This window comes from Candidatus Polarisedimenticolia bacterium (assembly GCA_035764505.1).
Classification (GTDB): Bacteria; Acidobacteriota; Polarisedimenticolia; order Gp22-AA2; family AA152; genus AA152.
In genome coordinates, this window is record DASTZC010000220.1 from 1 (window position 1) to 20,578 (window position 20,578).

Annotated in this window: 16 protein-coding genes; 3 read left to right on the top strand and 13 right to left on the bottom strand. The window is 66.1% G+C overall.

Annotated features, from left to right (window positions below):
* The 4 genes from VFW45_14460 to VFW45_14475 form a co-directional block, all read right to left on the bottom strand.
* Positions 1–669: hypothetical protein (locus VFW45_14460; GenBank protein ID HEU5181988.1), on the bottom strand; the 669-nt coding region annotated here is incomplete at its 3' end.
* Between the two features lie 252 nt (positions 670–921).
* Complete coding sequence (locus tag VFW45_14465) at positions 922–2,394, bottom strand: sigma-54 dependent transcriptional regulator (protein HEU5181989.1); 1,473 nt, start codon at positions 2,392–2,394, stop codon at positions 922–924.
* The gene (locus VFW45_14470; protein ID HEU5181990.1) at positions 2,391–4,037 is read right to left on the bottom strand and encodes a HAMP domain-containing sensor histidine kinase; all 1,647 of its coding nucleotides are present in this window, start codon (positions 4,035–4,037) and stop codon (positions 2,391–2,393) included. Before VFW45_14470 ends, VFW45_14465 begins: the two co-directional genes overlap by 4 nt.
* Positions 4,038–4,169: 132 nt before the next feature.
* Positions 4,170–5,027, bottom strand: a complete 858-nt coding sequence (locus tag VFW45_14475) for a hypothetical protein (GenBank protein HEU5181991.1) — start codon at positions 5,025–5,027, stop codon at positions 4,170–4,172.
* Between the two features lie 237 nt (positions 5,028–5,264).
* Here VFW45_14475 and VFW45_14480 point away from each other — a divergent pair, with 237 nt between their 5' ends.
* Positions 5,265–6,350 (top strand): aldo/keto reductase, encoded by a 1,086-nt coding sequence (locus VFW45_14480; protein ID HEU5181992.1) that lies wholly within the window; start codon positions 5,265–5,267, stop codon positions 6,348–6,350.
* A 27-nt stretch (positions 6,351–6,377) separates the two neighbouring features.
* Positions 6,378–6,704: a hypothetical protein gene (locus VFW45_14485; protein HEU5181993.1), complete on the top strand. Its 327-nt coding sequence runs from the start codon at positions 6,378–6,380 to the stop codon at positions 6,702–6,704.
* Between the two features lie 23 nt (positions 6,705–6,727).
* Here VFW45_14485 and VFW45_14490 read toward each other — a convergent pair whose 3' ends face one another.
* The 7 genes from VFW45_14490 to VFW45_14520 form a co-directional block, all read right to left on the bottom strand.
* Positions 6,728–9,025, bottom strand: coding sequence for a S41 family peptidase (locus VFW45_14490; GenBank protein HEU5181994.1), 2,298 nt, complete (start codon positions 9,023–9,025; stop codon positions 6,728–6,730).
* A 248-nt stretch (positions 9,026–9,273) separates the two neighbouring features.
* Positions 9,274–10,455: a formylglycine-generating enzyme family protein gene (locus tag VFW45_14495; protein ID HEU5181995.1), complete on the bottom strand. Its 1,182-nt coding sequence runs from the start codon at positions 10,453–10,455 to the stop codon at positions 9,274–9,276.
* The gene (locus VFW45_14500; GenBank protein ID HEU5181996.1) at positions 10,452–11,003 is read right to left on the bottom strand and encodes a DUF308 domain-containing protein; all 552 of its coding nucleotides are present in this window, start codon (positions 11,001–11,003) and stop codon (positions 10,452–10,454) included. Before VFW45_14500 ends, VFW45_14495 begins: the two co-directional genes overlap by 4 nt.
* A gap of 24 nt (positions 11,004–11,027) precedes the next feature.
* Entirely contained in the window at positions 11,028–12,095 is a 1,068-nt protein-coding gene (locus VFW45_14505; GenBank protein HEU5181997.1) for an HAD family hydrolase, read from the bottom strand.
* Positions 12,096–12,123: 28 nt separating this feature from the next.
* Positions 12,124–12,720: a hypothetical protein gene (locus VFW45_14510; GenBank protein HEU5181998.1), complete on the bottom strand. Its 597-nt coding sequence runs from the start codon at positions 12,718–12,720 to the stop codon at positions 12,124–12,126.
* 101 nt (positions 12,721–12,821) lie between these two features.
* Positions 12,822–13,430, bottom strand: a complete 609-nt coding sequence (locus tag VFW45_14515; GenBank protein ID HEU5181999.1) for a hypothetical protein — start codon at positions 13,428–13,430, stop codon at positions 12,822–12,824.
* A gap of 15 nt (positions 13,431–13,445) precedes the next feature.
* Positions 13,446–15,044, bottom strand: coding sequence for a DcaP family trimeric outer membrane transporter (locus VFW45_14520; GenBank protein HEU5182000.1), 1,599 nt, complete (start codon positions 15,042–15,044; stop codon positions 13,446–13,448).
* A gap of 204 nt (positions 15,045–15,248) precedes the next feature.
* Here VFW45_14520 and VFW45_14525 point away from each other — a divergent pair, with 204 nt between their 5' ends.
* Positions 15,249–16,673, top strand: coding sequence for an aminotransferase class I/II-fold pyridoxal phosphate-dependent enzyme (locus tag VFW45_14525; protein HEU5182001.1), 1,425 nt, complete (start codon positions 15,249–15,251; stop codon positions 16,671–16,673).
* A 27-nt stretch (positions 16,674–16,700) separates the two neighbouring features.
* Here the strand turns inward: VFW45_14525 and VFW45_14530 are convergent, their stop codons facing one another.
* Positions 16,701–17,141: a heme-binding domain-containing protein gene (locus VFW45_14530; GenBank protein HEU5182002.1), complete on the bottom strand. Its 441-nt coding sequence runs from the start codon at positions 17,139–17,141 to the stop codon at positions 16,701–16,703.
* 8 nt (positions 17,142–17,149) lie between these two features.
* Entirely contained in the window at positions 17,150–20,437 is a 3,288-nt protein-coding gene (locus VFW45_14535) for a glycosyl hydrolase (GenBank protein ID HEU5182003.1), read from the bottom strand.
* Positions 20,438–20,578: the final 141 nt, after the last annotated feature.

Sequence of the window (20,578 nt, forward strand, 5' to 3'; positions counted from 1 at the left end):
ATCGGATTTGATCTCGATGCGCTTCGTGAAGGTGTGGCCCTTCGCCTTCTCCATCTTCAGGTTGTGCTTGGGACAGTAGTAGGGGCCCGAGCTCTCTTCCCCTTTCTTCAGGGTCAGGGTCGCATCTCCTTCGGGGCACGAGAGCATGGTGCCGCCGTCGCCCAGCATGTGGAACATCTTCATCTTCATCCCGGGGAGAAGCTCCTCGTCGCCGTCCGCGGCGACCCAGGACATGTCATCATCGTCCAGGTTCAAGATGATATCCTCGCCGTCGGCCCCGTCGGCCCCGTCGGCCGTCGCGAAGACGAAGCTGCCCGCCTCGGTCCCGGATTGCACGACCACCGGTGAGGAGTCCTTGTCCGCCTTCCCCTTGTTGATCACGATGATCTTGTGGGCGCCGTCGCCGGAAGTGGTCATGGCGTAGCAGCTGTCCTTCCCCACGGTGCACTTCATCGTGCGCCTGTCACCCTCCTCGCCGAACTCGACGGTGATGACGTCTCCTTTGCGCTTCGCGGTGAGGGTGTGGTCTCCGTCGCCCAGGGTGCGCGTCTCCCCATCCTTCATCTGGCTGAGATCCACTTTCTCCAGCTTCTGCTTCGTCGGAGCCGCCACGAGCACCGAGAGCGACAGCGCCGCGGCTCCCATCGTCAACCCGAGCAGTCGATTCATCGCGGTTCCTCCTTCCCTTTGGATTTTCATTAGTCCGATCTCACCTGCTCCGTGCCGGGTACGCCCCGGCGGCGAAGCGGTATTGCAGGAGCCGTACCAGCCTCAAATCAGGCAGAAGCGCGAGTTGGCGGTGGGATTCGAGGAAAATCGGCGGGACGAAGGCAAGCTCGGGCGGAGCTTGAGCCTCCGCTCGCCTCATTTGCGGCAAGCCCGCCCCATTTGGGGCAGAGGTGAGGAGCCGATCGGTCCGGGTCAGAACTCGGGATCGCCGCCCGGCGCTTCAACAGGGTCGAACGCACCCGCTGCGGCCGGCTCCAATCCAATCTCCTGCCTCTCGATGGCGAATTTCTGAATGCGGTATTGCAGGGTCTTGTAGGAGATCCCCAGCAGCCTGGCGGCGGGTCCCAGGCTTCCCCGGCTGCGCCGCAGTGCCTGGACGATGAGATGCCGCTCCAGCTCGGGAAGCCTCACGCCGGCCGGGGGAAGCTCGAAAGGAGCGCCGGCGACCGCTCCGGGGGCGGCCGCCTCGCGCAGATCGGGAGGAAGATCGGCGGGCGTGAGGCGCGGCCCGCGCGCCAGCAGCACCATTCGCTCGATGCAGTTCTCCAGCTCGCGCACGTTCCCCAGCCAGGGATGCACCTGGAAGCGGTCCATCACCTCCGGCGAGACGCTGATCGGCTCGCGCTCGAAACGGCGCGCGGCCGACTCGGCGAAATGCCGCACCAGAAGCGGGATGTCCTCGCTGCGCTCGCGCAGGGCCGGTAAGTGGAGCGGCACGACGTTCAATCGGTAGAAGAGGTCCTCACGGAAGGTCCTGCGCCGGATCGCCTCCTCCAGGTTCTCACCGGTGGCCGCCAGGATCCGCACGTCGACCGGGATGGTGCCGACCGAGCCGAGCCGCTGGATTTCCTTTTCCTGCAGGGCGCGCAGGAGCTTGGCCTGCAGGTCGATGCGCATCGCCCCGATCTCATCCAGGAACAGGGTGCCCCCGGCGGCCTGCTGAAAGCGCCCGGCATGGCTGCGCGTCGCCCCGGTGAAGGCGCCGCGCTCGTGGCCGAAGAATTCGCTTTCCAGCAGCGTCTCCGGAATAGCGGCGCAGTTCAGCGCCACGAACGGACCGGCGGCGCGCCGGCTGCGCTCGTGGATCGCCCGGGCCACCAGCTCCTTGCCGGTGCCGCTCTCGCCGCGGATCAGCACCGGCACATCGGTGCCCGCCACCCGGTCGATCAGGGAGAAGACCTCGCGCATCGCGGGCGAGGAGCCGATGATCCCTCCCAGGCGATAGCGCTCGTTCAGGGCGCCGCGCAGCGCCGCCACCTCCTCCTCGAGGCGACGCTGCTTGAGCACCTTGCCCAGGACCAGGAGCAGCTCGTCGCGATCGAAAGGCTTGGTCAGATAGTCGGCCGCGCCCCGTTTCATTGCGGAGACCGCCTCCGACACCGATCCGTAAGCGGTCATCAGGATGACGGGCAGATCGGGCTGCAGCGCGGTGGCGCGCTCCAGCAGCGACAGCCCGTCCATGCCGGGCATTTTCTGATCGGTCAGGAGCAAATCGAAGCCGTCACGCTCCAGGATGGCCAGCGCCTCGACGCCCGCGGCAGCCAGCGTCACGCGGTAGCCGGCGCGCGTCAGGATCCCCGACAGCATCTCCCGCTGGGTCGCCTCGTCGTCGACCACCAGCAAGCGCGCCGCGCTTGCCTCCTCCATCCCGGGATCGCGGCTCATGAGGAGGCGGCCTGTGCGGGAATGGCTGCCTGGATCGGGAACGCCAGGAGGACGCGGGTCCCCTCGCCCGGCCGGCTGGTCAGCTGCACCCGCCCGCCGTGGTCCTCGACCACCACCTGGTGCACCATCGCCAGCCCCAATCCGTGACCGTCCTCGCGCGTCGTGTAGGCGAACTCAAAGACCCGCTCCTGCTCGGCTTCGGGGATGCCGCGACCGGTATCGGCGACCTCCAGCCGCGCTTCGCCATCGGCCTGCGACACGGCGAGGCTCAGCGTTCCCCCTTCGGGCATCGCCTCGAAGCTGTTGAGCACAAGGTTCAGGATGGAGGAGCGGATCGACTCCAAATCCCCCGCGATGGGCGACAGTCCCGCGGCGCAGTCGACCTGCACGTGCACGCCGCGCCGGACCGCCTCCTTCTCCACCAGCTGCGTCGTCTCGCGCGCCAGCTGCGCCAGATCCACCGGGGCACGGGCGGCTCGATCGCTGCGGGCGAAGCGCAGGAAGTTCTCCACCAGCCGGTCCAGCCTCCGGATCTCGTCTTTCATGAGGGCCACCGAGCGGTCGAATTCCTGTGCCCGATCCTCCTCGCGCGGGCGGGCAGTCTCCTCCAGGTTGGAAAGCGTCAGTCCGATCGAGTGCAGGGGATTGCGGACATCGTGCGCCACCCCCGCCGCCATGCGCCCCAGGGCGGAAAGCTTCTCGCGCCGGCGCATCTCCCCTTCCCGCTCGCGTCCGGCGCGCAGGCGCCGGGTCATCTCGTTGAAGGCACGTCCGAGACGACCCACCTCGTCGCCGCTCCCCTCCTCCACCCGCACGTCGAGATCGCCTTCCGCCAGCCGCCGGATGGCCGCGTCCAGCCGGCGCACGGGGCGCGTGAAGCGGGCGGCCAGCCCCGCCGACAGCAGCGTCCCCACGACGAAGACTCCCGCGAACAGCCAGGCGGTGCGCCGGCGGAAATCGGCGAACAGGTCGGTGAACTCGCTCGTGGGAATCGGCAGGACGATCTCGCGCCGCGCCGTGCCGGGTGCTGTGACCGCGGCGGGGGTCGACAGCGGAGCCGTGAGCTCCGCGACACCGGCGGCATCGGCCGCTTCTGCCACATCGCCCTCGCCGGAGTCGTAGACCCAGACCTTCGCCTTCTCGGAGGAGCCTTCGTCCGGGATCTTCTTGAGCATGCGCCAGGTCGGAATCGTCAGCAGGGTGTCTCCCGTCGGGCCCGATTCAGCGTGCACTTCGTCGACCTGCACCATCACCAGCCGGTCTCCGTCGGTCTCGGCGGCGTCGTCGCCCTTTCCTTCCGGGTGCCCTCCGATGTTGAACACCGCGACGGCGCCATGCGGTGGAAGAAGATCCTTGTGCGGCGGCGGGGACGCCCCATCTTTAGAATTGGAAGACGAGGTGCTGAACCGGTAGGAAAAGGTCCGCTTCATGGGAAGGTGGGGTTCCGGCAAGCCTGCGTCGTGCAACCCCTCGAGCAGCTCGAAGTGCTTGTCGAAGGACTGCAGCGTCGCCTTCCCGACGGTGGAGACGGTCCGGGTAACTTCGCCCATGACCTGCCCCTGGTAGGAGCCGATCAGCAGGGCGAAAGCCGCCAGGGATAGTAGGAGCACCAGGCTCATCAAACCGACGAGGCGAAAGGTCATCGTGAGTCTCCCGGCCAAAACCGCTGCCGCCCCCGCTGGCGCTGGATTCCATGACGCGCGACGGGGGCGGAAAGCAGCACTACGCGCCTTCGAGCGCATAAAGCAACGACCGTGCCACCTTCATCCAGCTGTCTAATCTTCTGCCCCGACAACACCCAGATCCTTCAACTTGGCGTCCCGTGCTTTCTTGAAACAAACGTTCCAGATCATCCTCTTCCCTGTGGTGAACGGGTATCCAGGGGGAGGGGACGGAGCAAGGCCCGGGTCAAAAACGCAGAAGTCGTAGGTGAACCTGGCCAGATCCTCGACCTTCATCCAACCGATACTGCGGTCGAACCCATCCGGAAATGCAATTCGCGTACGACCGGATTCTTCGTAGAATTCCCAGGCCCTTCCTTTCGGTTCTACGGCCACCACGGCATTTCCGCGCTTCAGCGTCCGGAACACGCGGGTGCCATCCGGCGACCTGTAGACCGGGGCATCATCCCGGATGCAGATGGCCCCCTCCCCTTTGCCAACGCCACCTGGCGCTGGAGGCTTTTGACAGAGCCCCCCCTGCGCGCGGGCTCCTATCTGCTCACACCTCTCCAGCGCCTCGCATTCGGCCACTTTCGTTCCGTTGTCCGCAGTGACAGCGTACCAGCAGTGGTCTTCCTCCCAGCGCATCGAGACGAGGTAGCGCCGGCCTGCTTCCGCGTCAAAAGACAAGTCGCAAGTGAAGAATGGATCGTAATGGTTTATATCGCCCCAACGAGTTTCCCCAACCTTGAGGCGCATGGCGCCGACACCAATCCGAAAAATGCGCCGATAGCGAATCACGTAAATGGGTCGACCGCCGTTCAATGTGAGCGGCCATGCGCGCGCACCTTTCCCCTGGTCAAAGGAGAGCATCGCGTGGGGCTCTGATTCTGCCGGCATGTGGTAATGCGCGGCACAGCCGGACAGAGCGGTGACTGCCACGATTCCGATCAGCCCCATGCCCTTGCGCATTGTCGTGCTCCTCCATGGGGATCCATGGACCGCGCTCGATACAGCCCTGCGGGCCGGCTCCTGAGGTTGGATGACTATTGTATCCAGGGCCCCGGCCGGCTCAAACCTTGCTGGTTGCCATCTGAGCGCGGGGGTGGGAAGATGCTGGCGTTTGCCCACGACTTCATGCCGCACATTCCGCGGTGATCCGCACCGGGATTTTGAGGCGCGGTCCCCGCTTCCGGGGAGGAACCGACGATGCCACTGGATCATTACGTCAGCCTGGGATGCTCGGGCTTGGCGGTGAGCCCGATGTGTCTGGGAACGATGACTTTCGGCGAGGATTGGGGCTGGGGCGCGAGTGAAGCCGAGTCCAAGCGCATCCTGGAACGCTATCTGGAGGCCGGCGGCAATTTCATCGATACGGCGAATTTCTACACGCGTGGCCATTCCGAGAAAATTCTGGGGGACGCCCTGGGCCGCCACCCGGCGAAGCGCCACAAGGCGGTCCTCGCGACCAAGTTCTTCGGGAACATGAGTCCCGGCGATCCGAATGCCGGAGGCGCGGGCCGCAAGGCGATCTACAGCCAGTGCGAGCATTCGCTGCGCCGCCTGCAGACCGACTTCATCGATCTGTACTGGATGCATGCCTGGGACCGGCACACCCCGATCGACGAGACGATGCGGGCGCTGGAGGATCTTGTGCGCGCCGGCAAGATACGGTACATCGGCTTTTCCGACACGCCCGCATGGAAGGTGATGGAGGCCCAGGGAATCGCACGCCAGCTTGGCGGCTCGCCGGTGATCGCGCTGCAGATAGAGTACTCGCTGCTCGAGCGGACGGTGGAAGGCGAGCTGGTGCCCATGGCGCTGCACGCCGGGCTCGGAATCACTCCCTGGTCCCCCCTGCGCTCCGGAGTGCTGACGGGAAAGTACACGCGCGAGAACGCCCGCAAGGGAGATGCGCCGCGAGGCGAGCGGGTGACACAGTCGCTGACCGAGCAGGCTTTCAAGGTGATTGACGGCGTCAAGGCAGTCGCCGGCGAGCTGCAGACGACTCCCGCGCGGGTTGCCCTGGCTTGGGTGCGGTCCCGCCCGGGTGTCGCTTCCCCGATCCTGGGAGTCCGGACCATGGCGCAGCTGGAGGACAACCTGCAGGCGCTGGAGGTGCAGCTGAGCTCCGCCCACCTCGAGACCCTCGAAGCAATCTCACGCCCGCAGCTGAACTTCCCCGCGGAATTCCTGCAACGCGCCGGGAACTTCGCGCGTGGTGGCGCGACTCTGAACGGTGAGACGTCCATGGCGCTTCCGCTCGCTCCAACGAGCGAAAAGCCCGCCTACTGAGCGCGGATGAACCGATGGGAGACGACGATGGGTGACGAGCTGAAATCGGCTTACGAGCTGGCGATGGAGAAGCTGGTCAAGAAGGACAAGGAGTCGGGATCCAGCCAGAGCTCGGCAAAGCTGAGCGCGAAGCAGAAGGAGAAGATCGCGTCGATCCGCAGCGAGGTGGAGGCAAAGCTGGCCGAGCGGGAGATCCTGTTCAAATCGGAGATGAAGAAAGCGCGCCGCGAAGGGGCGGCGCACGACGCGATCGAGGCCATCGAGGAAGCCTACCGCAGGGACCGTGAAAGGCTTCTTTCACGCCAGGAAGAGCGCATCCACGAGGTGCGCGAGAAGGCTTCCACCAAGCGATAGGCAGGAACCCGGCGGCTCGCTCCTTAGCGCGACGGTGTTGGATTGCCTCCTCGGACATCGTGCGGGACCACGACCGGCACGGTGATCGTCTTCCGGTTCCCCGCGGCATCGATGGCCTCATAGGTCAAGGCATAGGCGCGGCCCTCCCCTTCTCCCAGCCGCTCGGCGCGCAGCCGCAGGTCGAAATCAGGGTCGCCCTCTTCGGCTTCCTGAATGTCTTGCGGCAGATCGCCGGCACCGCCCTTCCAAACCTGGTCCGGCTCGTTGCTCGCCACCGATACAAGCGTGACCGTTACCCCGCCACAGAGGTCCTCGGCCGCCGGCACGATGCGCACCTCCACGAGCCGGTGGTCCGGCGGCCAGAGGAGATTGGGAGTCGCTTCGATCGCCAGCCGGGGCGGCGCCGTATCGACCACGTCGATCTCGGCCACCGCAGTGTCGGTCAGCCCGAACTCGTCCACGACGCGCAGGAACACGCGATGAGGGCCGAGCGCAAGCGGGACTTCGAGAATCTCGCCACGTCCGAGCAGCTTTTCGGAATCCATTCCAAGGTCTTCGAGCCACTCGAAAGTCGCGATCCCATCGTTCGTCCCTGGATTGGAGTCGGGATCGGCGGAGGCCGATCCGTCGAGCTTGACGACCGCGCCGCCGGGACCCTGGCACTCAACCTCGCCTTCCGCCCGGGCCGCGGCCTGCGGCGAGCGGTTCTGGATCCAGTGGATGGCCTTCTCGACCACGGTGTCCTTCCCACGGGCGACGTCCTCCTGTGTCAGCCACACCGGCGTATCCACCACGAATTCGTCGTGCGTGAGGAAGTTTGAGGGATCCGTGACGCGGTAGGCGTCGGCTTCAGCGACCCTGGCGAACCAGTCCGGGCCGAAATCGAGTGTGACCGGACCGTTGAAGGCCGTCGCCGTCGTCTTGCCGAAAGTGCGCGCCGTCGGATGAAACGTCATGCGCAGGGCGACCTGGTCACCCGAGCTCACCGCCCCAGGTCCGATCAGGACGGCGATCGGATTCAGATAGAAGTTGCGATCCGGAAACTTATTGATGACATAGGCGCTCGGGGGGCTGTTCGGGGATGGCGCCATGCGGAGATGATCCGCGGGATCCGAGCGCTCGGCAAAGGCGATCGTCGGGGTTGGATCCTTGAACAGGAGGTTCAATCCGGCGTTGCTCAAGAACAAGTTTCCGCCGACATTCATGCGGAAATCGATGATGAGCCCCTGCGTGAGCTGCGCGACCGTCAGGGCGCGGACCGCTTCCTGGAACTCCTGCTGAACGTTTTCAACCCATCCGTAGACATAGATGTATCCGATGTGGGTGCCTTCCACCATCCCCCAGCGAACCAGATCCGACAGGATGAAGTCCGGCGAGGGAACACCCGGGATGTCGAGCTGCTCGGAGCAGAACAGCCGGGGAAGCGTGACGTCGAGCATGTTGGTGGGTTGGTGCGTGATCTCTCCCGTGCGGTGCCTGGCGATGTCGATGACGTCGAACAGGTGCCAGTTCAACCCGGCGGCCATCATGAGGGAATGGTCGAAGCCGTCCGGCGACGATCCCCACCAGCTCCCCCGCAGAGGCAGCTCCTCCTGCAAGAGCTCCTGGTAGAGCTCCCGCCATGGACGGCCGTCATACCCCAGGACTCTGTCACCCGGCACGAGACCCAGCGGGTGGTTGGGCACGGTTCGGTATACCAGCAGGGAATCGTCGGGCAGCGGCGTCAGGCAGGCGCCGAAATGGGTGTCGAATCCCCAGTCGCCCACGTACATCACCGGCACGCCGGGGCGGGCGACCGTCTGAAAGCTCACTCGGATGTCCGATGCATTCGTATGTGATTCCCTGAGAGCCAGGGACATGTGGTTCATGATGGCCGCGAATCGGCCGCGACTGACCCCCGCGGCGATCTCCGGCCGGTATCGATCACGCAGCGCCTGCCAGTCGACGTCCAGGCCCTGGAAGCAGGCGAATCTGGTATCCACGGGTTGCCAGAAGTGATCGAACAGGGAGAGCTTGGTGTCGGTCGGCAGGCCTTCGCCCCAAAGGGCATCGATGGCCTGACGCCAGTCCCGCTGGCTCAGCGTGCCTTCCTGCCTGGGGACGGGAGCAGGATCGAAGGTCGGCGGGTAGAGCCATTCGAGGAAGGGCAGCGGGTCGAGAGCGGGTGCAGGTTCCTCGGCGTCGTCAGCGCCGGATGGTGGGGCGCCGGCATCGCGCGGCCGGGCGACGCTCGAAACGAGGCCGATTCCGACGAGGAGGATCGAGGAGACGATGATGCGACGGAGGACAAGCCTGGATTGCGTCGAAGGGCAAGGTGGCATTGGCCCGACCTCGAGAGTGCTTTGCGAGCGCCCGCGAACGACTTGCCCGGAATATACGCCTCCGCCGAACTCGCGCACCCGCACTTCCAGTTCTCCGCGGGCCGCGCACAGCGGGCCACTGCTCTCGCCCCGGAGTCAGCGAGGCTTTTTGATTGCATTGAACCTTTTTCGAGTCTGAGACGACGAATAATCCTGATTGGGGTTGTGGAAACAGGCGGAGGTTCACCGTATCGAGGAGAGATTCGAGCTCAGCGGCTTTTGGCGCAGCGGAAGCCGAGGTGGTCGCTCCCGGTCGTGACCTCCCCTTTCCCGCGGGTCCCGATCATGTAGCGGGTACAGTATTGCTCGGTGCACAGGAATGATCCGCCGCGGTGCACGCGCTTCTTCTCGTTGGGCTCGGCGGGATCGAACGGGTCATCCGGCCCCTGCGGGTTGCGCGCCACGCCCCCCCCCGCCGCCAGATTGGCGTAGGTGTCGGGCCGGTACCAGTCGCTGCACCATTCCCAGACGTTCCCCGCCATATCCAGCACCCCATAGCCGTTCGCCGGGAAGCGCCCCACCGGCGCGACGCCGCGATAGCCGTCCTCCCCCGTGTCCTCGATCGGGAAGGTCCCCTCATGGATGTTCGCCATCCATCGTCCTTGCGGACGGAGCTCGTCGCCCCATTCGTAGATCTTCCCCGACAAGCCGCCGCGCGCCGCGAACTCCCACTCCGCCTCCGTGGGCAGCCGCTTGCCGGCCCAGGCCGCGTAGGCCGCGGCGTCAGGATAGGCGACGTGCACCACCGGATAATCCTCTCGCCCCTTCAGATCGCTTCCCGGCCCCGTGGGATGCCGCCAGCTCGCCCCGGCGACGTAGCGCCACCACTGGTAATGATCGTCGAGCGGGACCGCGTGGTCCGGCGGAGTGAAGACGACCGATCCGGCCACCAGGTTCCCAGGCGGCGCGCCGGGAAATTCCTCGGCCGTGGGCGTCTTCTCGGCGATGGTGACGTAGCCGGTGGCCCGCACGAAGCGCTCGAACTGACGGTTGGTCACCTCGGTGCGGTCGAGCCAGAAGCCGTCGACGAAGACGCGGTGGACGGGGCGGGCGTCCTCCATCCCGTCGTGCCCGCCGTGCTCCAGGCCGCGCGGATCGCGCGCCCCCATGGAGAACTCGCCGCCTGGAATCCAGACCATCCCTTCGGGCGCGGGGGCCGGAGCGGCGCCCGTGTTGGGAATCGTCTCGAGGAAACCGTCGGTAGGAGTCGACGGGGTTGCAGTCGGAGGCGGCGGCGCGGCGCGCGAGCGCTGCCGGATCACCGCGGAGGTGATCGCAATCGCTCCGGCGGCCGCCAGCGCAATCCAGATCAGAGGCCGATTGGAGGCCGCCGCCCGAGGCCGCGACCCGCGGCCCGCGCTCCGCGCGCTCCCGCCGCCCCGCTCCTTCACGACGTCGCCAGCTTCCCCCTCAGTCCGCGCAGCCGCAGCGCCAGCGCGATCATGAGGATCCCCATCATCACCATGTAGCCCCCGATGACCAGCACCAACGCCAGCGCCCCGGCCCCCGGCCGGGCGAAGAGGAAAGCTCCGAAGAGAACCGAGAGAAGCCCCGACAGGATCAGCCACCACTCGTGGTCGATCACCTTGCGGAGCTTGATGGCGCCGGAGATCTCGAGGACGCCACGGACGATGGCCCAGAAGCCGATGACGTAGAGGAGCACCACCGCCGTCAGCCCGGGCCAGCTGAAGGCGACGATCGCCGCGACGATCCCGAGCAGGCCCAGCAGGATCATCTCCCACCAGGTTCGCCCGTCGGCTCCCCCCTTGATCCCGAGCATCACCCCGCCGATGCCGTCGGCCAGCGCGAACAGGGCGTACAGGATGATCAGGGCCCACAGGGTAATCCCCGGCGAGGCGAAGGCGATCGCCCCGAAGAGCACGGCGCACATCCCCCGGATCATCAGCACCCACCATCGATCGCAGATCGCGGCCAGCATGGGGCCCTCCTTTCCATCGTTGCGTTACGGCGCCTTGTCGCCCGGGAACACCGTTTTCCAGTCGCGCTTCATGTCGACGACCATCCAGCCTCTTGTGTTCGCCTCGTCGAGGGTGGGCCCGAGGGTGCCGATCTTCGAGTCCTTGTCGTAGGCATACTCGCGTGCCGCGTCGGTGTGGTGCACCAGGCCCATCAGCCGCGGTCCTTCGCCGGCGGCGGTCCACTCCAGCATCTGCCGATCCCCCTCCGAATTCCCGAAGGCAAGGATCGGGCGCAATCCAATGAAGCGCTGGATACCGACCGGTTTGCCCTCCTTGTCGTCCACGAAGTCAATCTCCGGCAGCTTGATCAGCGCCGGCTTGCCGCCACGTGCCTCGTAGCGCAGCTTCCCCATACTCCCCACGATCTGATCGGGCGGGATGCCGTAGGCCTCGGTGGCGAAGGCACGCATGAAGTCGATGCCGCCTCCGGAGACGATGAAGGTCTTGAACCCGCTGGCGCGCAGGTAGGCAAGCAGCTCCACCATCGGCTGATAGATCATCTCAGAGTAGGGTCTGCCCGTCTTGGGATGACGCGCCGTGCGAAACCAGTCGCGCACCGTCTTGTCGAACTCCTCGACGGACATGCCCGCGTGCGACACGGCGATGATGCTTCCGATGGCCTGCTCGCCCCCCGCCAGCGCCGCCTTCAGCTCTCCTTTCAGCAGGGACGCGAAAGGTTCCTGCGTCTTCCACTCGGGATGCTGCGGCGCCAGGGCCTTGACCCGATCCAGCGCGAAGGCGAATTGAAAGTAGACGGGCTGCTCGGCCCACAGAGTGCCGTCGTTGTCGAACACCGCGACGCGCCGCTCCGGCGGCACGAAATCCAGCGTGCCCGGCTTGGTGACCCTTTCGACGAATGCGCCGAGCGCTTTCTTCGGGGCGGTCGCATTCCATGAAGGGAGGGAGTCCTCGGCATGCACGAGCGCCGGACAGGCGGCCGCGAGCGCGACACCGAACAGAAGACCGGTCCCCAGGCAGGGCCTTCCTCGCCTGGCAGGAAACGCGCTCATTTCACCGTCCATGGTTCCGACCGCCGCGCTGCGTCGCAGCATGGGTTCCACCCGTCTCGGATCCCGGTCGTCAGAACGAAATGGCCGCGGAAAGGATTCCGAACCGATCCTCGGAATTGTCGGCGTTGAAATAGTAGGCACCGACTTCCATCTTCCAGAACGAGAAGGCGGTCACGACGCCCCACTGCACGTCCCGGTCGGTCTCGTAGACGCGCGTGCGCTGCACCGCCAGTCCGGCCCGGAGCCACTTCAACGGACGTCCCGTCAGCTCCGACCAGTTGTAATAGAAGCTCGATTGCTCGTCGTGAAGATCGAAGACGACCTCGCTCTCGCTGTAGACCTCGAGCGGCCCCCATTCGAAGTAGAGCTCGAGGCCCGGGGCGATGCCATCCGTGTTGCCGAAGACCGCGCCAAGCATCGGCGTGACGTCGAAGGTGGTCTTCTCTCCGAAGGAGAAGGTCCAGCCGCCGAACAGCGAGCCGGTGCGCCGATCCTCGTAGTTATAGCGGGCCTCGAGGTGCAGGGCGTCGTGGTCGGCTCGGACTATCGGCAGGACGAAATCGCCGTCGCCGCCCGGGAAGAGATAGCCGTAGGCGGCGGCCTCGTATGTCCAGGCCCCCTTCTCCGCCTCCGGCTGCGCATCGACTTCAGGGGGCTCGGAAGCCAAGACCGACCCCGAGGCGATGGCCAGGACGGAGATTGCCGTCCGGAGAAAAATGCGAGGGCAGCGCCGGCGTCGAGCGCCTGGCTTCTCCGGGAAGGACATCTTCACTTTCTCCCGCCGGCTGACGAGAGCTTGTCCAGGATCGGGCCGGAGCCGACCCCGAGCTTCATGATGGTGCTCACGGCCGATTTGACGGGCAGGTCGAGGCGCTTCACCTTGTCCTCCGGCAGGTAAAGGATGGTTCCCGCGGCCGGCGTCGGAGCGCTGGGCACGAAGACGGTCAGCAGGCCGCTCGGATGGCGCTCCACCGCGAAGCCGAGCCCGTATCCCCCTTCGGTCTCGAACAGGATGACGCTCACGTCGGTGTCGGTGCCCAGATGCTCATCGCCACGCATCATGCTCTTCAGGAGGGTGAAGCCCGGGACCTTCTTCAGGACGAGGTTCTCCGCGGTCCCGCCCAATCGCTGGCCCGGCCTGGTCCGCGCAATCAGTCCCGCCGCGAAGCAGGCTGCAATCAGGAAGGCCACCGCCAGGATATTGGCGACCAGGAAAGCGGCGACTCCCGGCATGGGGATGACGCCCGCGACCGGCGTGAGGGCCCTGGCCAGCAGCTTGAACGCCTTGCTGAGAAGGAAGACGGTCACGACCAGGGGAAGCAGGAACAGCACGCCACCCAGGAGGGTGGTCTTGAAGAACTGCAGCAGGCCTTTCATGGTCCGCCAGTGCTCCTAGAATCGGAAGATCACGACCATCTGTATCTGCCGGGCGCTCCCGTCGCTGCCGTCCTTGTTCTCGCGGGTCCCCCAAATGTACTCGATGCCGAGATCCATGCGCTTGATCGGCGAGAAGATGACGTTGACGCCCAGCCGATGGGTGCGATGGTAGGCGTCGCCCGGCTGGAAGGGGGCGTTGTTGACGTTGACCATGCTCCAGATCAGGGAAGAGCGCAGGTTCGTCTCCCGGGTGATCTCCCACTCCTTCCACATATGCTCGTAGGCGAGATACCAGCCGAAGGCCGGCAGCACCTCGAAATCGCCGGTCGCCGGATCGAAGACCCCGTCCTGCCCGCCCAGGGAATTCAGATCGTTGATGTAGCGGCTGGCGCCATAGCCCCCGTTGACCTGGAAGATGAAACGATCGGTCAGGTTCCACCGGTAGAAAGGGACGACACCGCTGAGGCTGGCGCCCCATCCCGGCTCGCTGACGAAGTCTTCCGGATCGTTGAGCGGCGCCGCGCGCACCTGCTTGACCATCCCCGAGAACTGCAGGTGGCCGATCTCCTTGAACTTCCAGATCAGCCGTCCCACCACGTCGGGGTACAGCTCGCTGCCGGTGCCGTTGGTGACGCTGACACGCGGCGTCTCGATCGCCGCGGCGATCGACAGCTTCTCCTTCGGCAGCCAGGTATAGCGGATGAGCGGCTGGCGGATGACGTTCTCCGAGCTGACTCCTTCGAAGTCGAGGTCTTCATGGGTCGCGGCGGGATCGGAGAAGGTGGACCAGGTCTGTCCCGCCAAAAAGCCGCGGAATTGCCCGTAGGCATGGCGCAGGCGGAAGGAGTTGCCGTCGCCGAAGAAATCGCCTTCGATGAAAGCGCGCATCTGTCCGGCGCCGGTGGGGGTGCGCAGCTCGAAGTTGAAGCGGCTGGTGTTGGCGTTGATGTTGGTCTGCCGCCCCTCGCCGAAGCCCACCGCCTCGTCGACCGGAATCGAGTTGGTCAGGAAGCGGTCCACCGACCCGAGGGGATCGAGCGTCATGACCGTGGCGACGCGCACGCGGCCGCCGAACTTGACCGCCGCGTCGGTGCCCGGGATCCGGATCGAGCCGGGGAAATCGCCCGCCGAGACGACGTCGGGCGGCAGCTCCGGCGCTTTCTGGGCCCCCTCCTCCACCCGCTTGAGCCGCTCTTCGAGCGCCTTCTGGTAATCGGCAGCCGGCAGCTCGCTCTGCAGCTCGTCCAGGCGGCGCGTCATCGATTCGATCTGCAGGCGCAGCGCCTCGACCTCTTTGCGGTGCGCCTCCGCATTGCCCGACTGCTCCGCCAGCTTCTTCTCCAGATCCTCGATGCGCTTCATCAGCGCTTCGATGAGCTTTCTCTGCTCCTGGATGAGACGCAGCAGCTCCTCGCGCGTAGGCGCGGCGGATTGGCCCTGAAGGGGCGGAGGCGCGGCCTCCGGCGGAGCCTCCTGGCTCTCCGGCTCCTGCGGGGGCGCCTCGGCGGGCGGAGACTCCTGCTGGCCCGCTTCCTGGGCCTCGGCCACCACCGCGAGCGCGGGAGTCAGCAGACATGCAATCAGGACGGCCGCGAGAGGGGCGGTGCGGATCATGCGCAGGCTTTTCGACTCCCGGGAGAGTTGCCTGGAACCGCCGGGTAGACTAGCACAGGTGCCCTGGCCGCCTTGCGGCATGGGGCGCATGCGCTTCGAGGTGTCCGCACCATTGCCGCCGCCGGCCGGATTCCCGGCCTCTTGCGGGCCGCGCGAGCCGCGGTCTATAGTTCGCGGCGCACCCTTCGGACAGGAGCCCAACGCATGGATCCGCGCGAATTTCGCGAGGCAGGCTATCGCATCGTCGATCATCTCGCCGATTACCTGGGAAAGATCGAAGACCAGCCGCTGTTCCCCGCCGTCGAGCCGGAGTTTTTGCGCCGGATCTTCGACGAGCCGCTGCCGCAGGAGCCCGCCAGCCTCGAATCGATCCTCCTGGAGCTGAACGAGAAGCTCCTGCCGTATTGCACCCAGGTCAACCATCCCGGCTACATGGGGCTCATCACCCCGTCGCCGACGCCGGTCGGCATCCTGGCCGACTTCATCGCCTCGGCGCTGAACCAGAATGTCGGCGCTTACAGTATCGGCCCGTCGGCGGTCGCCATGGAGCGTCGCACCGTGCGCTGGCTGGCCGACCTGGCCGGCTACGGTGACGGGGCCGGCGGCAATCTCACCAGCGGCGGGATGATGGCGAATTTCATCGGCATGAAGCTGGCGCGCGACTGGGCCTCCGGCGACAAAGCTCAGGTCGAGGGGGTGCGGGAGCGCTGGGTGGCCTACACTTCCGAGGAGCGCCACGTCTCGGTGGACAAGGCGGCCGACGCGGTGGGCATTGGAAGAGAAGGGCTGCGCGTCCTGCCCACAGACGAGCGCTTCCGGATCCGTCTCGACGCGCTCGAATCGGCCCTCGCCTCCGACCGCGCCAAAGGAGTACGGCCGATGGCGATCGTCGCCATGGGCGGCAGCACCAACACCGGGGCGATCGATCCGCTCCCCGAGCTGCGGAAGATCGCCGATCGAGAGGGAGTCTGGCTGCACGTCGACGCCGCCTACGGCGGCGGCATGCTCCTCTCCGAGCGGCTGCGCGGCGCCCTGCGGCATCTGTCCCTGGCCGACTCGGTGGTCATGGACCCCCACAAGTGGTTCTACGCGCCGCTGGACGCCGGCGCCATCCTGGTGAAGGATGAGGCGCGTCTCACCCGCTCGTTCGGAATGCAGCCCGCCTACCTGACCGACCCGATGGACCCCAAGAACGCGCGCTACAACTACTACGTCCACGGCTTCGAGCAATCGCGCCGCTTCCGCAGCCTGAAGGTCTGGATGGGATTCAAGAGATACGGGACGCGGCAGATCGGCCGCTGGGTCGAAGCCAACGTCGAGCAGGCCCGGCACCTTTTCGACCTGGCCGTCGCGCATGCCGATTTCGAGGCGGCGGTCGAGCCGGTGATGTCGGCGGTGTGCGTGCGCTTCCGCCCGCGCGGCGTCTCCGACGAGCGCCTTGGGCGCCTGCACGCCGAGGTGGCGCGGCGCATCGAGCAGGGGGGACGATTCTGGTTCGCGACCACGGAGCTCAAGGGGAAGACCTGGTTCCGCATCAACCCGGTCAACTTCCGGACCCGCCTCGAGCACATGGACGAGCTGTTCGAGCTCCTGAAGCGCGAGTGCGCGGCGGTTTTGGGCGAGGCCTGAGACCGGCCGGGACCTTCGCTTCCCAGACTACTTCTCCGCCGCGGGCGCCTCCTCGGTCCAGTGCATCAGAATTTCCTTGTCCTGCGCGCTGAGACGCGCCTGCGGATGCAGCGGCAGGTAGTACCACAGCGGCATGGTCCCCATCTGGACCTCGTCGCCAATCTCTTCGATGTGATGGGCCCGCGCCCGCGCATCGTATCGATCCCAGGTCGAAAGATTCAGATGCCGCCGCCCCTCGTTGACGTCATGCTCCACCAGCCAGGAGCTGGGGGCGACGTAGGCGTACCAGGGACGGCGCGCCTGGTGCGAATGGCAGTCGTAGCAGGAGCGGCGCAGGATCGCGCGTACCTCCTCCGGCGCTTCGACCTCGGCGCTGACCGGCGGATTGTCGTGGTGGACCGGAACCGCCTGGATCGCGATGAGGATTCCGCCGGCAGCGAGCAGGCCCCGCTTCAGCCACTTGCGCACGCCCGATCTCATTCCTGACGCCATTCGGGGAACCGTCCTGGAGTCCAGGGGGCCCCTGCCTTTTCCGCCGCTTCCTCGAGCTTGCGCAGGTCGCCGGTCACCAGGGCGCGCAGCCGCGAGAGCGTCTCTGTAAATTCACTCGAGGCAATTTCGTACTCACGGCGGTGCGTGGCGGTGACTTCGGCCGTCGACGACCAGGCTCCCGAGATCATCCGTTGCACGCGATCGGAAATGGATGGCGGAGTCGGCTCGTTGCGCCGCCCCTTGACCGGGTCGCCGCTCAGCGATATCTCCAGATCCCGCAGCTTCGATTCGATCGACCGGGCCTCATCCGACAGCTTCGGATCGGCACCCGGCGTGTCGAGCAGCGCCGCCTTCAGGTGATTCAGCCGTGCATGCGCCTCCCCCGCCGCCGAGATCGCCCCGGTGACCGCCCGCTGCAAGCTCGCGGTCTTGCGCTGGAACGCCAGGAGCGCCTCGCGATCTTTCGCGGGCAGCGTGGCACCGCCCAGCGCCGAAGCCTCGAAGCGCTGCGGCTCCGACAGGGGCGTGATCTTCCCGTCCACCCGCTTCGCCAGCGAGACCGTATAGAAGCCGGGGGCCGCCAGCGGGCCGCGCGGCTCGTCACGGAACGGATCGGGATCGGTGGGCGGCGAGAGGTCGGTGGGGCTGGCCGGCGGGAAGCTCAGGTCCCAGGCCACGCGGTGGAACCCGGCGGTAACCGGACCGGTGAGGGTCCGCACGACATGGCCCTCCTCATCGCGAATGGTGAGGAGAATCGCCGGGTCTTCCTCGCGATCCTCGGCCTTGAGGTCCTCCCAGGAGGGATAGAAGACGTCCTCTCCCTTCTTGGCCCGCTCCTTCTCGGTGTCCCGGCGGGTCTTCTTGCGTGTCTTGATCTCCTCTTTCAGGTAGTAGGTGAGCACGGCCCCGAAAGGAGGATTGGCGGCGCTGTAGAACCCTTCACCGAAGAAGGATTTTTCCGGCAGCCCGAAGGGGCGCGTCGGGACATACATCAGCGCGCGCCGAACGGTGAACAGCCCGGCATCTTTCTCCAGCGATTCCGGCAGCGCGGCACGCAGCGGCGAGATGTCGTCCAGAACGTAGAATCCCCGGCCGAAGGTGGCGGCCACCAGGTCGTTTTCGCGCTCCTGGATCGCCAGATCGCGCACGGCGATCACCGGCATGTCTCCCTTGAGCTGGATCCAGCGGGTCCCACCGTCGGGGGTGAAGAAGACGCCGAACTCGGTCCCCGCGAAGAGCAGGTCCTTCTTGACGGGATCTTCCACCAGGGCGTAGACCGTGCCGCGCGCCGGAAGGTCCCCGGCGATCGACTTCCAGCTCTTGCCTTTGTCGCCGCTGCGCAGCAGGTAGGGCTTGAAATCCCCCATCTGATGGTTGTCGAAGGCGGCATAGACGGTGTCGGCTTCATGGCGCGAGGCGAGCAGGCGCGACACGTAGGTCATGTCGGGAACGCCGGGGAACTTCTCGATTTTTCTCCAGGATCCCCCTCCGTTCTCGGTGACCTGGACGGCGCCGTCGTCGGTGCCCGCGTAGATCAGCCCTTCGCGCTCGGGTGATTCCGACAGCGAAACGACGCTGCCGAAGAAGGAGGTCGAGGCGTTCTTGGCCACCGCGTCGACGCTCCAGACGCGTCCCATCACTTTCAGCTTGTTGCGATCGATGCCGCGGCTGAGATCGCCGCTCACCACCCGCCAGCTATCGCCGCGGTCATCGCTGCGGTACAGGCGCTGCGAGGCGAAATAAAGGCGCTTGGGATCGTGCGGGCTCAGGATCAGGGGCGAGTCCCAGTTCCAGCGCAGCGGCTCCTCGCCCGGCGCCGGCTGCGGCTGGATGTCCAGCTGCTCGCCGCTTTTCCGATCGAAGCGCACCAGCCCGCCGTACTGCGACTCGGAGTAGACCAGGTTCGGATCGGAAGGATCCACCTGGCTCCAGAAGCCGTCGCCCCCCACGGTGACGAACCAGTCGGAGTTCACGATGCCGTGTGCTGTGAGACTGCGGGAGGGCCCCCCGAGGGTCTGGTTGTCCTGCGTCCCCCCGTAGATCAGGTAAAACGGCAGGGAGTTGTCCAGCGTGACGCGATAGAACTGCGTGACCGGGAGGTTGGACTTGAACTCCCAGGTGGCGCCGCGGTCGAAGCTCACGTAAAGCCCCCCGTCGCACCCGGCAATCAGATGATCGGTGTCGTCGGGATCGATCCACAGGGAATGGTTGTCGACGTGCTTGTACTTCTCACCCACCTTGTGGAACGACTTCCCGCCATCCTCCGTCACCTGCATGTAGGTGTCCATCGCGTAGAGGCGATCGGGGTTTTTCGGATCGGCGACGATTTCCATGTAGTACTGCGGGCTGGTCGGTACGTAGTCCCCCATCTTCTTCCACGAGCCGCCGTTGTCGGGAGAGCGGTACAGCCCCCCGTCCTTGCCCGCTGCCTCGATCAGGGCGTAGACGATATCGGGATTGGCCGGGGAGATCGCCAGCCCGATGCGCCCCATCTCCTCCTTCGGAAGGCCGCTCTCCAGCTTCTTCCAGGTGTTGCCTCCGTCGACCGACTTGTAGAGCGCCGACCCCGGCCCGCCGTCGATGAGGGTCCAGACGTGGCGGCGCCGCTGATAGGCGGCGGCAAACAGCACGTCGGGATTGCGGGGATCCATGACCAGATCGGTGACGCCGGTGCGCTCGTCGATCTTCAGGACCTGCTTCCATGTCTTGCCGGCATCGGAGGTCTTGTAGACGCCGCGATCGCCGCCGTCCGACCAGAGGGGGCCCTGGGCCGCCACGTAGACCTGGCGGGAATCGCGCGGATCGATCACGATGCGCGCGATGTGCTCCGAGGCTTTCAGCCCCACGTTCTCGAAGCTGCGTCCGCCATCGGTCGACCTGTAGACGCCGTCGCCGTAGCCCACGCTTCGTTGGCTGTTGTTCTCTCCCGAGCCGACCCAGACGACGAGCGGGTCCCGCGGATCCAGCGTGACGCAGCCGATCGAATAGGAGCCCTGGCTGTCGAAGATCGGACTCCAGGTGGTGCCGGCGTTCTCCGTTTTCCATACGCCGCCCGAAGCCACCGCGACGTACCAGATGTTGCGCTCGCGCGGATGGACCGCCACGTCGCCGACCCGTCCCGACGTGACGGCCGGGCCGACACCGCGCCAGGCAAGGCCCGAGAAGGTGTCGGCCTTGAAGAGGGATTCGGGCTTCTTCTTGGCGGATTCGTTCTTGGCGCCCTTCTTCTTGGGAGCGGTGGCGGTTTTCGGCACCGCGGACAAAGTGGGCAAGCACCCGGCTACGACGATCACGCTCGCTAAGACGAAACCCTTCAATCGCATCGCTCCCCCCGTCGAATAGGGGGGACATTGTAGCCGGACTGCTCCCTTTGCGGGGCAGCCACCGCAGCAGCCGAAAAGTGGGGGGATCGG

Excerpts from the sequence above, each read along its gene's own strand:
- VFW45_14465 (HEU5181989.1), bottom strand. The coding sequence starts at position 2,394 with ATGAGCCGCGATCCCGGGATGGAGGAGGCAAGCGCGGCGCGCTTGCTG.
- VFW45_14470 (HEU5181990.1), bottom strand. The coding sequence starts at position 4,037 with ATGACCTTTCGCCTCGTCGGTTTGATGAGCCTGGTGCTCCTACTATCC.
- VFW45_14475 (HEU5181991.1), bottom strand. The coding sequence starts at position 5,027 with ATGCGCAAGGGCATGGGGCTGATCGGAATCGTGGCAGTCACCGCTCTG.
- VFW45_14480 (HEU5181992.1), top strand. The coding sequence starts at position 5,265 with ATGCCACTGGATCATTACGTCAGCCTGGGATGCTCGGGCTTGGCGGTG.
- VFW45_14485 (HEU5181993.1), top strand. The coding sequence starts at position 6,378 with ATGGGTGACGAGCTGAAATCGGCTTACGAGCTGGCGATGGAGAAGCTG.
- VFW45_14490 (HEU5181994.1), bottom strand. The coding sequence starts at position 9,025 with ATGCCACCTTGCCCTTCGACGCAATCCAGGCTTGTCCTCCGTCGCATC.
- VFW45_14500 (HEU5181996.1), bottom strand. The coding sequence starts at position 11,003 with ATGCTGGCCGCGATCTGCGATCGATGGTGGGTGCTGATGATCCGGGGG.
- VFW45_14505 (HEU5181997.1), bottom strand. The coding sequence starts at position 12,095 with ATGCTGCGACGCAGCGCGGCGGTCGGAACCATGGACGGTGAAATGAGC.
- VFW45_14515 (HEU5181999.1), bottom strand. The coding sequence starts at position 13,430 with ATGAAAGGCCTGCTGCAGTTCTTCAAGACCACCCTCCTGGGTGGCGTG.
- VFW45_14520 (HEU5182000.1), bottom strand. The coding sequence starts at position 15,044 with ATGATCCGCACCGCCCCTCTCGCGGCCGTCCTGATTGCATGTCTGCTG.
- VFW45_14525 (HEU5182001.1), top strand. The coding sequence starts at position 15,249 with ATGGATCCGCGCGAATTTCGCGAGGCAGGCTATCGCATCGTCGATCAT.